This is a genomic window from Streptomyces sp. NPDC001351, from assembly GCF_042896045.1.
Taxonomy (GTDB): Bacteria; Actinomycetota; Actinomycetes; order Streptomycetales; family Streptomycetaceae; genus Streptomyces.
Genome location: NZ_JBIAWS010000008.1, coordinates 521,854 through 535,708, shown reverse-complemented (window position 1 = coordinate 535,708; position 13,855 = coordinate 521,854). Strand labels below are relative to the sequence as shown.

Genomic DNA, 13,855 nt, shown 5'->3' with positions numbered 1-13,855 from the left:
CAGTGGGGTCGCTGTGTTCTCACCCGGATAATCCTGGGGCGGCCTCCGTATCTTGGCGCCATGACGGACGAGGCAGTGCCGAGGCTCAATCTGAACCGCTGGGGCGACACATCGGACCCGGCCCCGGAGCGATGGGGGCCCCGCCAGGACGCGTGCTCGTGCTTCGATCAGTCCAGGCCGCATCCGCGCGCCCGAGTCGGATTTCACGCCGAGCGGCAGGACACCTCAGCTCCGGGCTGGCGCCGCCTGCTGGAGCTGATCGACGAGGCCGCCGCCGACGGGCGCGAAGAGTTCCGCCCTCTGACCGAGCTCAGTCCTGAAGAGCGGCGGCAGATCATCACCCTGCCACCGAGCATCGCCCAGCTGACGGCGGTCAAGCACCTCGTGCTCTACAGCAGCAATCTGGTCCGGATCCCGCCCGAGATCGGAGCCATGACCAACCTGGAAGAGTTCACCCCCTACACCTCCTACCGGCTGCACTGGTTCCCCTACGAGATCACCCGATGCCGGAAGCTGACCCGCAGCACGGTGAGCACGCGCGCATTGTTCGGCAACTACAAGTTGCGACCGCCGTTCCCACAGCTACAGCCTTCCCTCAACTCCGTCGCGGACCTCGATCCGGGAAACCTGGATCCTCGGCACTGGGGCTTCACCACCATCCACAGCTGCAGTGTCTGCGCCCGTCCGATCGAGCAGAGCGCACTCCATCAGGTGTGGATCTCACTGCGCGTGGCCACTGACGTACTGCCCCTGCTGGTCAGCGCCTGCTCGGCGGCGTGTGTCGGCACCCTGCCCGGCGGTGCTCGTGACTACATCCCCACACCCCACAAGGGCGGCCGAGTCGACCAGCCGGCATCCGACTGGGACTGACCAGCCGAACCTCGCCCTCCGGTCAGTCGCTAAACGACCACGATGGTGTGACGACGGGTCGAACGTCTGGGCGGGGAAGCTGACGCTCGCGATGGGGAAATACATGACCGTCGACACCCCCCGTAGGCGAGAGTTCGCCGGGCCTGTTCCCCACTGACCGCCGGCATCGCTTGCCCGCCATCCAGCAATCCCCGGCATAGCTGAAGGCCCCGTAGCCACTTGCCAACTCACGTTTCCCGTGACGCCGACAGAGCCAGCCGCCTAGCGCGCCCCTCGCGGCCAATCCTGATCGGTCCAACTTCTCTTTACTTGCTCAAGGGCGCGCGCTCCGCGCGCGCCGGGCGGCCCTGGCCGCCTCGGCCGGGCATGCGGCCTTCGGCCGGTCCCGTCCGGACGGCCGGCCGCCCGACACACCCAGCCCGCCCCCGGACCAAGCAGAGAAGCCCCCCGCCGAATCATGGCGGGGGGCTTCGTCGTCTGCTCTGTCAGCCACCGGGGAGACGAGCCGCGCGGAGCGTGGCCCACGCTCCGCAACCACAGGCGCCCACACTGCTCGGGCCGATCCGACAGGTGCTCGCTGGTCTCAGGCACGTCGGTGGGTCTCGTGTGCTCCTCGGGAGCTTCCGAGCGCCATCACCCCAGGAATACCGGTACAGGAGGGCCGCGACCGGGAATGCTCCCAGCCCATTCACATCTGTGCCAACGAGCACACATATTCAGGAGGCCTGCCACATGAGACCCGTACGCCGGTTCGTCACTGCGGGAGCAGCAACCGTCCTTCTCGCACTCGGCAGTATCACGCTGGCCGCCCCCGCTCAGGCCGCCCCTGACCCACTTGGAGGGCTCACGAGCCCCGTCGGGTACGTCTCCGACTCAGTCGCGGGCCTCCTCGGGAAGGGGGATTGAACGGCTAGAGCCCCTCCGATGGTTCCGAGTCCGTGATCTCTCACATCGGTACCTCACAGAGGCCAACGCAACCCACCGTGGCACACAGCATCGTGACAAACCCTCACCTGGGGCCGGTGGTACCAGGGGCGCTATAGCGCACCCCTGGACCCCGCCCAGCGTGGCAACCTCACGCGCGAATGCGGGTCTCGTCGTGGCCCGGATCCGTGCGCGCGTGAGATCACCACGCACGCGATCTCACACGGTGCCGCCGTCGTGAGGAACTGCAGCCGACGACACGCAGTCAGCCGGCACAAGCACGACGAAACAGTCCTGCCGCTAGTCGGAAACCTCAGACCACACCGTCACCTGTGCCTGGTCGCCGGTGTCGGAATCGTTGCTCGTCTGCGTGATCGTCAGCACGGCGATGCGCCCGGCATCAGTCCGGACGCAGACCACCGTTCCTTTCTTCACCTCTACTCTTGTCCCCCCTTGGGTGGAGAGCAGGTCGGAGCAGCCCTGCCTGTTGGGCATTGTCGAGCCTGTCCAGAGTGCCAAACGGGGCTCGTTCACCACGCTGTAAGCGTCTATATGTGACGGGTCAAATGGGGCGATGACAATGTCGGGGTCAGGGTGGGAGGTGCCGATTTTCGGAGGGACGACGTCGAGGTCCGGCCCTGCGTTCGCGATACGCACAGGCCCTGTGTACTGGATCGCTTTCGGGTCAGAGCTCGAAGTTACGCTTGGTGCGGGGGCTTCCGAGGAACCAGACTCGGTGGGCTGCTTTGTTGGCGGAGTAGCAGTCGCTGGTGACTCGGTCGTGCCTGGCGTCTCGGAGGCCTGTACCGATGGCTTATCGTCCTTCTCGGCGTTGGTCAGGAGGGTAGGGGCGACAGCGGTGATCAAGCCGAAGACGCCCCCGCCAAGGGTCGTGATCACAGCTCCGATGAGCGCGACCTTGCCGCCTTCACTCAGCCCCGCGAACCAATCCCGGGCGCGGCGCAGGGCTGACCGTCGAGGCTGTGGGGGTGGTGGCTGTGAGCCGGAGCCCGGGTTGGGCGTCGGGCTCGGATTGTTGTTGTGAGAAGGCGATGGTGATGCTGAAGACACCCGAACTCCCCAACTGCGACTGTTAGTTGCGACACGAAAGAGTAGAGCAGTCGAGCATCTGTCCCCGCCGAGGTGGCGGTTACCGGAGCGGCCCTTCGGAACGACCTAGTTCCGGCAGCTCCGCGCGTGCTGCTCAGCGGCGAACCGCGCAGGCCCCGCACCCGTGATCAGGATCGGTCGTCGGCATCCCTCGCACCGGATGAACTCACCCCGCCGGTCCGTCTCGATCCAAACCCGCGAACCCGCCGCCGTCTTCCAGTCATCCCGAGCCATCCCGTAACCCCTTCTCGGTCTCGTCTGCCATGCGCCCTCAGGACGCCCGCCGGTGCCTCTCGCCCCGTCGCTCTCGCGCCGCCTCATGCAGCCTCGCCGCGAGCAACCGCGCACCGTCGAGGTAGAGCCACACCACCGGCTCACCACGCGGCCCCGTGTGCGCCACCGCACGCACCACCCGCACATCAAGGCCCAGATCCTCCGCCGCTGCGATCAGCTCCCGGGCGACCTTGTCCGCCTCTCGCCAGGGCGACACGTGGTCAACTCCCGGCACGAACACGGCATCATCCAGACCGCCGTATCCCCCGTCGCCCGGTGATGTGCTCTCCACCATCACGCAACTCTCTCCCCGCTAGCCACAGCCGAATTGGTCAGGAACGACCGGCCACCCCCGTGATGTCGAACGCTTGTGCAAATCGAAAACAGGGCACGCAGTCTACTTTGAGCCAGCCACTTACGCGCCAGTAGCGATCCTTCAGCCTGGGCAACCGCTTACATCAACACACTCCCCGCACAACGCACCCACTCGGCGATCACATGCCAACGGCATAGGACAAGAAGCGGCTCCCTCCCCGCCGAGGCCGAGAGGGAGCCGCCCCACCTACATCACTCCGCTCATGAGATGGTCAGTAGAGGTATTCCTCGGTGACCCAGCCGACATAACCAGCGGGCAGGCCGCCCGCCGAATTCGTCTGCAACATCACCTCGTCCCACCGCTGACCCGTCCAGTCGCAACGGGTGGCGATCACCTGCACCGGCTCACCGTCGTAGACCAGGCCGAGGATCGTGTGCCCCGCTCCCGGACCGGTGCGCACCCGCAGCCCATCGACCGTCACCGACTTGAATATCGACTGATCCGTGCTGCTGATCCCCGTCCGGCCCTGGCTCGGCGAATACCCCGACGGGTCCGGAACCAGCGCCGACGCCGTCGAGGCCCCCATCAAGCCGACACCGGTCACCAGCGCGCCCGACACAACCAGCGACCGCAGAACCTTACGCCCCATGATCAACTTCCCTTCACTCGAAACAGGGTGGGCGGTCTGGTTCAGACCTGGCGAACCCGACCACTCATCCGGATGAGTTGTCAGCATCAGCCATCGAGATCCATATGGTCAACCACTTATCCGTATGAGTCGTCCGAGCGATCCCGACACGGTGAACACGCAAGAGGCCCGCCGTCCCGACGAAGGGGAACGGCGGGCACCTGGCCAGCGAACCGAGCGCCAGCCCACGACTGACTGATCGTCGGAAGTCGTCCAGCCCCCAAGGATGCTCGGTGCTGACCACTGAATACGGTGGAGGCCGGTTGAATGAGAGGGCGCGGGGACTTGGATGTGTATGAGGCCGTGGAGAGCCGCCGGGCCGTACGGGCGTTCAGCGATGAGCCGGTGCCCAGGGAGGTCCTCGAACGAGTGCTGACCGCGGCAACGCGGGCTCCGTCCAGCGGGAACCTCCAGCCGTGGCATATATATGTCGTGACCGGTGAACCACTGGCCGAACTGAAGAGGCGTGCGACGGCCAGGGCGCTGGCGGGGGACCCGGGTGATGAGCGGGAGTATCCGATGTACCCGGACGAACTGACCTCGCCGTATCTAAACCGCTTCTCCGCTGCCGCCGCCCAGCGGTACGAAGCCCTCGGGATCGAGCGTGACGACCCCGACCGGCCCCAGAAGATCGCCACCTTGAACTCGGAGGCGTTCGGGGCGCCGGTCGTCCTGTTCTGCTACCTCGACCGGACGATGGGCCCCGGGCAGTGGGGTGACGCGGGAATGTACTTGCAGACGGTCATGCTGTTGCTGAGGGCGGAAGGGTTGCACAGCTGCCCTCAGGTGATGTGGACCATGTACCGCAAGACCGTCAGCCGAACAGCCGGAGCCAATGACGAGTTCGTGCTGTTCTGCGGCATCTCGGTGGGATTCGAGAAGGAAGGCGTGCCACCGCTGCGTACCGGGCGAGCGGACATGACGGAAACGGTGAGCTTCATCGGAGTGTGACCGCTGATGGCCGAGATCGACAGGAGCGGCGCGGCCGATCAGGGAGAGAGGGCGTGAACGCCGCTCTACCGCCCTTCCTCACGGTGTGCTGCCCACGCCCCCGCGGCGGCAGTGAGGGCGGCCCGGTGAGGCAATGGACGCGTCCGCTCCCAGTCATCCCACTCGGCATGGACGGTGCGCGCGAAAGTGGTGACGGCGACCGGACTGGCCCCGCGGTACGCGGGAACCTTCTGAGCGATCGTCTCGGCCTGTCGCGGTGTGTGGCCAGCGGAGATGAGCCGGGGGATCGTCAGCGCGGTATCTGCCCATGCCGGGGCTGGGCAGGAAAGGGCCCAGTCCACTAGCAGCAACTCGCCGGCAGGCGTCACCAACATGTTGTGCGGAGACATGTCCGTGTGGGCAAGCCCGCGGCCTTGCAGTCCGGACGGCACGTCCGCGGGTAGAAAGCCGCTCCATCGGGTGTGAAGAGGCTTCTTGCGGATGGTCTCGGGCCATGGCACCTCGGACATGACGGTGAGGGTGCGCACAAGAGCGTCGAGATCGTCGGACCCCGGGGCGAGGTTCGGATGTCGGCCATCGACGTACTCGTACCCACACAGCAGCCACCCGCCGGCGTCGACCTCCCAGAGCACGTGGGGCGCGAGCGGTGCGCGCCGCGTGACCTGTGATTCGTGGTGGTACACCCACGCTTGTGGGTCGTCTTGCCGTGTGCCCTTGACGAACGATCGGCCCGCGCGGGTGTGGACGGTACAGGCAAGCCGGGACATGACTCCGTGCGGCGCGGTCTCGGCCTTCTCGACCGGGCCCGTGTGTTGCTCAACGGCGGTTCGAGTCTCTGCCGGTAGATCGTGCCATTCGATGCGGTCCACCCGCGCACCCCTGGATCGGTCGAGCAAAACGGGGCCGACCCCCGGCCTGGCCACAGCCTGGCACAGACCGAGGGCCGGTAGAGGGGAACCCTCAGGGGTGGTTCGGGCTGTCCGAGCAGTTCGCGTGGCACTGCGAGCACTCCGCGAGGTCCAGCTCGGGCCAGAACTCCATGTCGATCTCGTACCCGGCGAGGGTGATCGCGTCGATGGTCCGAGCGCGCAGCACCTTGCCGCCCCCGTGCTCCTCCGGGTTGAGGTAGCCGGGTTGGTGGTCGAGGAACCGGCCGAAGTTCTCCTCACAGAACTCGCGATACGCCTTGGTGTGGAGCAGGAAGGCGTGCCAGAAGTCGTCCACGAGCGGGGAGGGGCTGAGCGGCTTCTCGCTGTAGGCACACGCCGCGAGGAAGGCGAGCATCTGTCCGACGCCGCGGGCGGCCTTCTCCTCAGTCAGCTGCGGGAACTTGGCGCGCATGTTGTCCACCAGAGTCTCACGCAGTTCCGTGCTGATGAGCGTCCGCGCGTCGGTGGCGGTGCGCTTCTGTGCGGTGGTCATGTTCCGTGCCTCCTTGTATTGGGTGATGCTTCGGGCGTGGTGGTGCGCACTGCGGCGAGCCCCTGTTGGCGGCCTCGGCCGCGGTGGAGTCCCCGCCCGCCGGAAAAGAGAAGCGATGTCCGAACGGGCGGGAGCCTGTTTCCGCGGAGCGCGGTGATCTACAGCGCGGCGAATGCAGCCGCGGGCTGGCACCCGGCCCCCGCCGGGGAGGGGATACACCCGGCAGGGGGCGGGAACTGTGGGGGGCGCCGGACAGGTACGGGGGCTGCAATCAGGGAGTACCGCGCATCGCTGTCCGTGACGGTGAGGTGGTACGAGACGTGCGCGGCCAGCTTCTGTATGGCGTCCGCGTACTTCGCTGGGTCTCGGACCCACGTGCGCAGGACGTCGGCGGAGTGTGTGTCACCCGTGAGGACGACTGGGGCGTCGTGCAGCCATGGGGCGAACGGGTCCGGGTCGAGGCGCCGCGCGAGTCGCTCGGCCTGCCCTTGGAGCCATCGTGCGGCAAGGCGTGGTGAGCGGGCGTTGTGGACGGCGAGAACGACCGCACGTTTGTCGTCGAGAGGTGTTGCGAGAGCTTCGCACCGGTAGCCGACTAGGTGGGGCGCGGTTGGGGTGTATGAGATGGCGCGTAACTGCCGGGGCTTGCGGCCTGCGGCGTGGCGTCCGCTCACAGCTTGCCCCCGAGGGCTTTGTCGCGCATGGCGAGGATGCGCCCAACTTGGTAGTGGTACAGCTCCAATTGGGAGGGGTCGAGCACGAGCAGGGACTCGGCGGTGCCTCCGTCGTCGTAGTGGACGGTGATCGGCAAGCCGCCCTGCCTGGCGCGGGCGTCATACGTCACGTCGCGTTTCTGCGGTGTGACGTGCGTGACCTGCGGTTGCACGGGGCGCAAGGTGTTGCCGTCGTTGGGCGCCGACCACTTGTCACCGCCTCCGGGCGGGCACAGGTGGTAGGTGTTCCTCCCCTCGCCCGGTAACGCGACCACGACGCCGATTTCCCCGCCTCTCGACGTGTCCCGAGCGAGGTCGCCGAGTCGGGGGTAGAAGGGCGCGGCGGTGCCCAACTGGCTGCCTTGTGAGGGCTGGTGGGGGGTTCCTCGTCGACTCATGCCTCCGAAGCTAAAAGTGCGTCAGGGGGCCAATATGAATCAGAGGAATACGACCCTCATCCGTCGAGGTGGAAGCGGTTTGACATGCGGCGCAGCTTCTCGCGGGTGGCCGCGCGCTCGTTGTAGACGATGCTGCGCAGCGTCGAGCGGGCGATCGGATGATTGCGAACCAGCTGCGGGGCGATACGTTCCGCCGTCTCCAGTTCGGCTAGTGCCTTGTCGCGGTTGCCGTCCCACAGCCACGCGCGCGCGATGTCCATGTGATGGTGCCCCTGGCGGGAGTTGGGCAGCGCGGTGACCAGTTCGGGGCTGGTGCGCCGGTTGATGGAGAGAGCCCGTGCTTGTTCACCGCTCTCCAGCGCGACGCTGATCGCGTGAATCTGGACGTTGCCGGGTGAGAACGTCACGGAATGCCGATCGTAGACGGGCGGCCCTTGATGGTCGTTCATACGGTCGGCGGCGGCGCGAGCGTGAGCGATTCGGTCCTCGGATTCCGACGGCCGACCCGCTCGGGCGGCCGACACGGCGGCGCGTAGCTGGAGTGACCCCCACATGCGGACCGCAAGCGGGTCGCCGCGGTCGTAGTCGTCCTGAATGGTGCCGAGAGCCTTATCGGAGAGGGACAAGGAATCGTCCCAATCCGCGGTTGCCCACATGTCCCAAACACGCATCCAGTCGGCAAGCGCGGGCATGACAGGGTCGCCGGACAGCCGGGCGGACCATGCAGCGCGCTCGGCGGCCAGGGTGATCAGTTCGGCGTGCCCAAGTGCATGCGCGGCAGTGTGGGCGAACTTGCAGGCGACGGCGTAAACGGCGTACGCCTCTTCGCGCTCGTGGCCCGTGGCGACTTCGGCGAGGGCGCGGGCCTCCCGCAGCAGGTCGGGCAGCACGCTCAGGATCGCGACGTTCGCCGCAGCGTCCCGTAGACGGTGCAGCCTGGTCATGTCGCGCCACAGCTCACTGGACGACCGAGGGGTGCCATCAAATGCGGGTGTGAGGTCGTAGCGGCGCAGTTCGCGCAGGATGGACCCGGCGGAGACCTGCCACTGGTTCTCGGCAGGGCTACTCGTGTACGGGCGTCCGATCAGGTCGTTGGGGTGTACGTGCAGCTCGGCCGCAATGGCATTGAGCAGGCCAACGCGGTCTATCTCGATTTGTCCCCGTTCCATCTTCGATACCCACCCCTGAGACTTCCCCAGGGCGACGGCGAGGTCCGCCTGTGGCATGCCAAGGCGCAGGCGCGCGCGGCGAATACGGCGGCCGATCTCCTCGGCTTCTTCCAGCATGCGCGGGACTCCATCCGTTCGGGCTCTCCCAAGCACGGTACCCATGACTCGCGGTGGATGTCGTGGACGATCGTGGAACGGCAGAAGCCGTCAAGAACGACATGCGCGCCGCCGCAGCCGTCCCTACCTCAGCAACCCCAAAGCCCGCCCATTGGAAGAACGGGCGAGGGCGCCGGCTAGCTCGGCAGAAGGCCGCTGCCTGACTGAAACAAGACGGCCCCCTCTCACCTTGGGTTCCGAGAGGGGGGCCGTCTCCATATCAACTGACCTGCGTCATACGGCCGTCATACGGGATCCTTCGCCCTGTACGACACCCGCATATCCGGTATGACTCCAGGCGCTTCGTGGCCGTTCTTCCACGCCAGTTCGAGGATGTTGGCCGCGATGGTCAGCGCCCACTTGGTTGCGTCACTGTCCGACATACCCGTCTGACCGATAACGCTCAAGGCTCGCCTCAACCTGTCGTCCCGGCGGACAGACAGCACCTTGGGAGTCTTCTGGCTCATGCTGCTGCCTCCCCCCGAGTCGCAGAGTTGAACAGAGTGGTCAGCGCCCCGCGCTGATCCTCGCCAGGCTCGGGAGCCTTTGCCAGCTGTGCCGCCACCCAGTCGGCAACGCTGACTGTCGACGGCCCGTCCCAACGTGGCTCCTCCTGCTCACTCATCACAGCCCCCTCGCGTCCTCGTTCGTGGCGATCGCGAGCAGGGCCGAGGAGATCATGTCTCGGTCCCTCGGGTGTGTCACTCGTTCACGGGCCTCGTCCGGCGTGAGCCAGACGAGGTCACTGATTTCGTCGTTGGGCGTGAAGGATCCGCCGGTTGCCTCAGCCACCCAGTAGCGGACTTCCTTGAGCCGGCCCTGATGATCGACGTACCGAGCCGACGGGAGCGCCGCCCCCAGCCGGCAGGTCTGGCCGGTCTCTTCCAGCACCTCACGATGGGCTGCCTCTTCGTGAGTCTCGCCCCTCTTGAGCTTGCCTTTGGGCCAGGACCAGTCAGCCCACTTGGGCCTGTACACCAGAGCCAGTTCCAGCCGATGCGCGGGCGAGCGACGCCAAAGCACGCAGCCCGCCGCATGGACCATAGAAGCACGTCCCATGGCTTCCCCTACGTTGCCGTGTTGCTTCCAGATGCCCTCTGACCTGCGGATTTGTTCACCGTGGTTGACGATCATACGGGTCGTCGTACTTCGGCCGGTGGACGAGGCAGATCTCCAGCTCGCCGTCGACCGGGGAGCGTCGCCACAGGACGCAGCCGGATGCGTGGACGATGGTGTCGTTGGTGTGGGTCACGGGTGGGTCACCGCTCCTTCGACAGGGGTTGGGGCGCCGGGGTGGCCGGCTCAGGGCGTGCGCAGCGCCTGTTTCTGCCAGGACTGCTGGAAGGCGAAGCGGGCCGCCTCCACTTCGTGCCGCTGGTCCGCGTGGAGCACCCCGAGTGCGTACGCCGTCGCCGGGGCGATGCGGGGGGTGCGGGCCGCGGAGGCCGCGGCCGCCGCCGCCTCCGAGGCGTCGCGGTGCCGGTCCAGGGCCTGGCCCGCGGTCAGCAGGCGCAGGTCGGTCGGGCCGCCGGTGCCGTGGAGGGCCTCGCGGGCGTAGCGGTGCAGGCGCAGCAGCAGGCGGACCTGGTGCCAGGGGGCGTCCTGGGGGTGCGGGGACGGGTCCGGGGAGAGGCCGTGGATGAGGGCCTCCGCGTTGTAGGGGCTGCCCGCGGTGACCAGGGGGAGGGCGGTGACGGCGTCCGTCAGGCGGTCCTCGGCCGCGGCGGCCAGCGGGTGGAGGGGGGTGGTGGGGGCGGCGGGGGTCAGGGGGACTTCGCTGGCCAGTACGGCGATTTTGTCTGCTACGGCGTGGAAGCGGGAGGAGCCCAGTGCCTGGAGGGCTGTGCTGTGGGCCCGGGTGCGGGCGAGTGTCAGCTGGCGTTCGAGCAGGGCGCCTGCTTTTGCTGCGCCAACTGTGAGGTTGCCGCGGTCCGTTGTGGGCGCGGGGGTGGGGGGGCCGGCGGTGCCTTGTGCCGTTTTCAGTGGGACGGGCTCCGCCCCGGCGGAACGACTGCCCACCACGGCGCCGATGGTCGAAGACGTGGCCGCCACTGCAGACTGCGCCGGGAAAACCGTGGCCCCCGACAACCTGTGCAGCGCCAGCAACAGCCGTTCCTGCCGTGCCGCGTACGCGTGTTCCATGGTCAAGGTGCCGGAGAGCCAGGCCAGTTCGGGCTGGAGGGACTCCGACCATTCCGGCTCCAGGAGAGGGCGGAAGGTGTGCAGGCTGGCGCTGATGCGGCGGACCGAGCGGCGCAGGGCGAGGGCCGCGTCGGCGGGGTCCTCCGTGCCGTTGCCGGTCGCACCGCCGGTTTCCCGGTGCAGCCGCAGGGCGCGGAGGAACTCCGTGGCCTGGGCCCTCAGGTAGCCCGCGAGGGCCTCGCCTGTGGGGTCCGTAGGGTCAAGGTGTTGCTGTGCCACGCCGGCGCCTCCGGGCGTCTATGAGCATCTCCTGGATGTTTCGCAGGGGCCCGCCGTCCGCGTCGGTGGCATGCCGCGTCCACTCGCCGTCCGGGCCGAGGTGCCAGGAGGCGGTGGTGTCGGACATGCCGGTCTCCAACAGCCGGTTCAGGGCGGCGCGGTGGGCCGGGTCGGTAACCCTGACCAGGGCCTCGATACGGCGGTCGAGGTTGCGGTGCATCATGTCGGCGCTGCCGATCCACACCTCGGGCTCGCCGCCGTTGCCGAAGGCGAAGACCCGGGAGTGTTCGAGGAAGCGGCCGAGGATGGAGCGGACCCGGATGTTCTCCGACAGGCCCGTGACGCCGGGGCGGATCGCGCAGATGCCGCGGACCCACACGTCGACCGGCACGCCGGCCTGGGACGCCCGGTAGAGCGCGTCGATGAGGGCCTCGTCGACCATCGAGTTGACCTTGATGCGGATGAAGGCCGGACGGCCCGCACGGTGGTGCTGGGCCTCCTTGTTGATCCGCGCGATCAGTCCGTCGCGCAGGGACTTGGGGGCGACGAGCAGACGGCGGTACGTCTCGCGGCGCGAGTAGCCGGACAGCCGGTTGAAGAGGTCGGAGAGGTCGGCGCCGACCTGCGGGTCGGCCGTCAGCAGGCCGAGGTCCTCGTACAGCCGCGCGGTCTTCGGGTGGTAGTTGCCGGTGCCGACATGGCTGTAACGCCGTAGCGTGTCGCCCTCCTGGCGGACCACCAGGGACAGCTTGCAGTGGGTCTTCAGACCGACCAGGCCGTAGACGACGTGGCAGCCGGCCTCCTCCAGCTTGCGCGCCCACTTGATGTTGGCGTGCTCGTCGAAGCGGGCCTTGATCTCGACCAGGACGAGGACCTGCTTGCCGGCCTCGGCGGCGTCGATGAGCGCGTTGACTATGGGGGAGTCGCCGGAGGTCCGGTACAGGGTCTGCTTGATCGCGAGGACGTCCTCGTCCTCGGCCGCCTGCTCCAGGAACGCCTGCACCGACGTGGAGAAGGAGTCGTACGGGTGGTGCAGCAGCACGTCCCGGCTGCGCAGCGCGGCGAATATGTCGGGCGCGGACGCAGACTCGACCTCCGCGAGGTCGCGGTGGACGCCGGCGACGAACTTCCGGTACTTCAGCTCGGGGCGGTCGAGGCCGGCGACACGGAAGAGGCCCGTGAGGTCCAGGGGACCCGGCAGCGGGTACACCTCGGCCTCGCTGATCTTCAGCTCGCGGACCAGCAGGTCCAGGACCTCGCGGTCGATGGACTCCTCGACCTCCAGACGCACCGGCGGCCCGAAACGGCGCCGCATGAGCTCCTTCTCCAGGGCCTGGAGCAGGTTCTCGGCGTCGTCCTCCTCGACCTCCAGGTCCTCGTTCCTGGTCAGCCGGAAGGCGTGGTGCTCCAGGACCTCCATGCCCGGGAACAGCTCCTCCAGGTGGGCGGCGATGACGTCCTCTATGGGGACGTAGCGGCCGGGGGAGCTCTCCAGGAAGCGGGACAGCAGCGGCGGGACCTTCACGCGGGCGAAGTGCCTGTGGCCGGTGACCGGGTTGCGTACGACCACGGCCAGGTTCAGGGAGAGGCCCGAGATGTACGGGAAGGGGTGCGCGGGGTCGACCGCGAGGGGGGTGAGCACCGGGAAGATCTGGTGGCGGAAGAGGGTGAACAGGCGGGCCTGCTCCTTCTCCGTGAGCTCGCTCCAGCGGACCAGGTGGATGCCCTCCTCCGCGAGGGCGGGGGCGACGTCCTCGTGGTAGCAGGCGGCGTGCCGGGCCATGAGCTCGCGGGAGCGGGCCCAGATCATCTCCAGGACTTCGCGGGGCTGCAGGCCGGAGGCGGATCGGGTGGCGACACCCGTCGCGATACGGCGCTTCAGACCGGCCACCCGGACCATGAAGAACTCGTCCAGGTTGCTGGCGAAGATCGCGAGGAAGTTGGCGCGCTCCAGCAGGGGCGTGTTCGGGTCCTCGGCCAGCTCCAGGACCCTCTCGTTGAACGCCAGCCAGCTGCGCTCCCGGTCGAGGAAACGGCCCTGCGGCAACTGAGGGCCGTCGTACGGCGACTCCTCGTAGGCATCGAGATCCGCGTCGATGTCGGGTTCCAGGTCGGAGACCGCGGCGGCCACCGTGTGCGGGCGGTGCGCGGCTATGGAGCCCACGGAGGGCTGCGCGTGCTGGACCTGTGCCTGGGCGGTTTCTGGCTGACTCATGAACCCATTCTTCCGCGTTCCCAGCGATACGGGCGCGTCGGAAAGCGCGGGCGGGAGCGCATTCGGGAGAGCGCTTACGGAATCAGGGCCGGAGCGGAGGGCGTCCCCGTCCCCCGCGGGCCCCTCGGGGGGCGGCGAAGGCTGTGGCACGGAGGGCGTCATTGGCCGAGCGTCGCAAGCCTGTCTGAACCGTTGGTTACGGCGACATGGCGTGCGGGATATCTGGGGG

Annotated in this window: 13 protein-coding genes and 1 pseudogene; 2 read left to right on the top strand and 12 right to left on the bottom strand. The window is 67.8% G+C overall.

The features are described from left to right. Nucleotides 1-60 precede the first annotated feature (60 nt). Nucleotides 61-870 (top strand): leucine-rich repeat domain-containing protein, encoded by an 810-nt coding sequence (locus ACFY1U_RS30650; RefSeq protein WP_390697351.1) that lies wholly within the window; start codon nt 61-63, stop codon nt 868-870. A 1,224-nt stretch (nt 871-2,094) separates the two neighbouring features. Here the strand turns inward: ACFY1U_RS30650 and ACFY1U_RS30645 are convergent. The 3 genes from ACFY1U_RS30645 to ACFY1U_RS30635 form a co-directional block, all read right to left on the bottom strand. Next, a complete protein-coding gene (locus tag ACFY1U_RS30645) occupies nt 2,095-2,451 on the bottom strand; it encodes a hypothetical protein (RefSeq protein WP_390697350.1) in 357 nt (118 codons plus the stop codon). A 724-nt stretch (nt 2,452-3,175) separates the two neighbouring features. Further along, nucleotides 3,176-3,472: a hypothetical protein gene (locus tag ACFY1U_RS30640; RefSeq protein WP_390697349.1), complete on the bottom strand. Its 297-nt coding sequence runs from the start codon at nt 3,470-3,472 to the stop codon at nt 3,176-3,178. Between the two features lie 292 nt (nt 3,473-3,764). Continuing rightward, on the bottom strand, nt 3,765-4,229 hold the full coding sequence (locus ACFY1U_RS30635) for an SH3 domain-containing protein (protein WP_390697348.1): 465 nt from the start codon (nt 4,227-4,229) through the stop codon (nt 3,765-3,767). Nucleotides 4,230-4,466: 237 nt separating this feature from the next. Here ACFY1U_RS30635 and ACFY1U_RS30630 point away from each other — a divergent pair, with 237 nt between their 5' ends. Beyond that, a complete protein-coding gene (locus tag ACFY1U_RS30630) occupies nt 4,467-5,132 on the top strand; it encodes a nitroreductase (RefSeq protein ID WP_390697347.1) in 666 nt (221 codons plus the stop codon). Nucleotides 5,133-5,197: 65 nt separating this feature from the next. Here the strand turns inward: ACFY1U_RS30630 and ACFY1U_RS30625 are convergent, their stop codons facing one another. The 9 genes and pseudogenes from ACFY1U_RS30625 to ACFY1U_RS30585 all read right to left on the bottom strand — a co-directional run bounded on the left by ACFY1U_RS30625 (nt 5,198) and on the right by ACFY1U_RS30585 (nt 13,626). Beyond that, the gene (locus ACFY1U_RS30625; protein WP_390697346.1) at nt 5,198-6,001 is read right to left on the bottom strand and encodes an aminoglycoside phosphotransferase; all 804 of its coding nucleotides are present in this window, start codon (nt 5,999-6,001) and stop codon (nt 5,198-5,200) included. Nucleotides 6,002-6,092: 91 nt separating this feature from the next. Continuing rightward, nucleotides 6,093-6,554 carry a glycine-rich domain-containing protein gene (locus ACFY1U_RS30620; protein ID WP_390697345.1) on the bottom strand — a complete coding sequence of 154 codons (462 nt, stop codon included), beginning with the start codon at nt 6,552-6,554 and terminating at the stop codon, nt 6,093-6,095. A gap of 670 nt (nt 6,555-7,224) precedes the next feature. Beyond that, complete coding sequence (locus tag ACFY1U_RS30615) at nt 7,225-7,665, bottom strand: hypothetical protein (RefSeq protein WP_390697344.1); 441 nt, start codon at nt 7,663-7,665, stop codon at nt 7,225-7,227. 56 nt (nt 7,666-7,721) lie between these two features. Continuing rightward, complete coding sequence (locus ACFY1U_RS30610; protein ID WP_390697343.1) at nt 7,722-8,951, bottom strand: helix-turn-helix domain-containing protein; 1,230 nt, start codon at nt 8,949-8,951, stop codon at nt 7,722-7,724. Nucleotides 8,952-9,235: 284 nt separating this feature from the next. Further along, the gene (locus tag ACFY1U_RS30605; RefSeq protein WP_390697342.1) at nt 9,236-9,457 is read right to left on the bottom strand and encodes a hypothetical protein; all 222 of its coding nucleotides are present in this window, start codon (nt 9,455-9,457) and stop codon (nt 9,236-9,238) included. A gap of 157 nt (nt 9,458-9,614) precedes the next feature. Next, nucleotides 9,615-10,049, bottom strand: coding sequence for an NUDIX hydrolase (locus tag ACFY1U_RS30600; RefSeq protein WP_390697409.1), 435 nt, complete (start codon nt 10,047-10,049; stop codon nt 9,615-9,617). Nucleotides 10,050-10,131: 82 nt separating this feature from the next. Next, a pseudogene (locus ACFY1U_RS30595) lies at nt 10,132-10,242 on the bottom strand (DNA mismatch repair protein MutT); the annotation flags it as partial. A 50-nt stretch (nt 10,243-10,292) separates the two neighbouring features. Next, nucleotides 10,293-11,411: a CHAD domain-containing protein gene (locus ACFY1U_RS30590; protein WP_390697341.1), complete on the bottom strand. Its 1,119-nt coding sequence runs from the start codon at nt 11,409-11,411 to the stop codon at nt 10,293-10,295. Continuing rightward, a complete protein-coding gene (locus tag ACFY1U_RS30585; RefSeq protein ID WP_390697340.1) occupies nt 11,392-13,626 on the bottom strand; it encodes an RNA degradosome polyphosphate kinase in 2,235 nt (744 codons plus the stop codon). Before ACFY1U_RS30585 ends, ACFY1U_RS30590 begins: the two co-directional genes overlap by 20 nt. Between the last annotated feature and the right edge of the window lie 229 nt (nt 13,627-13,855).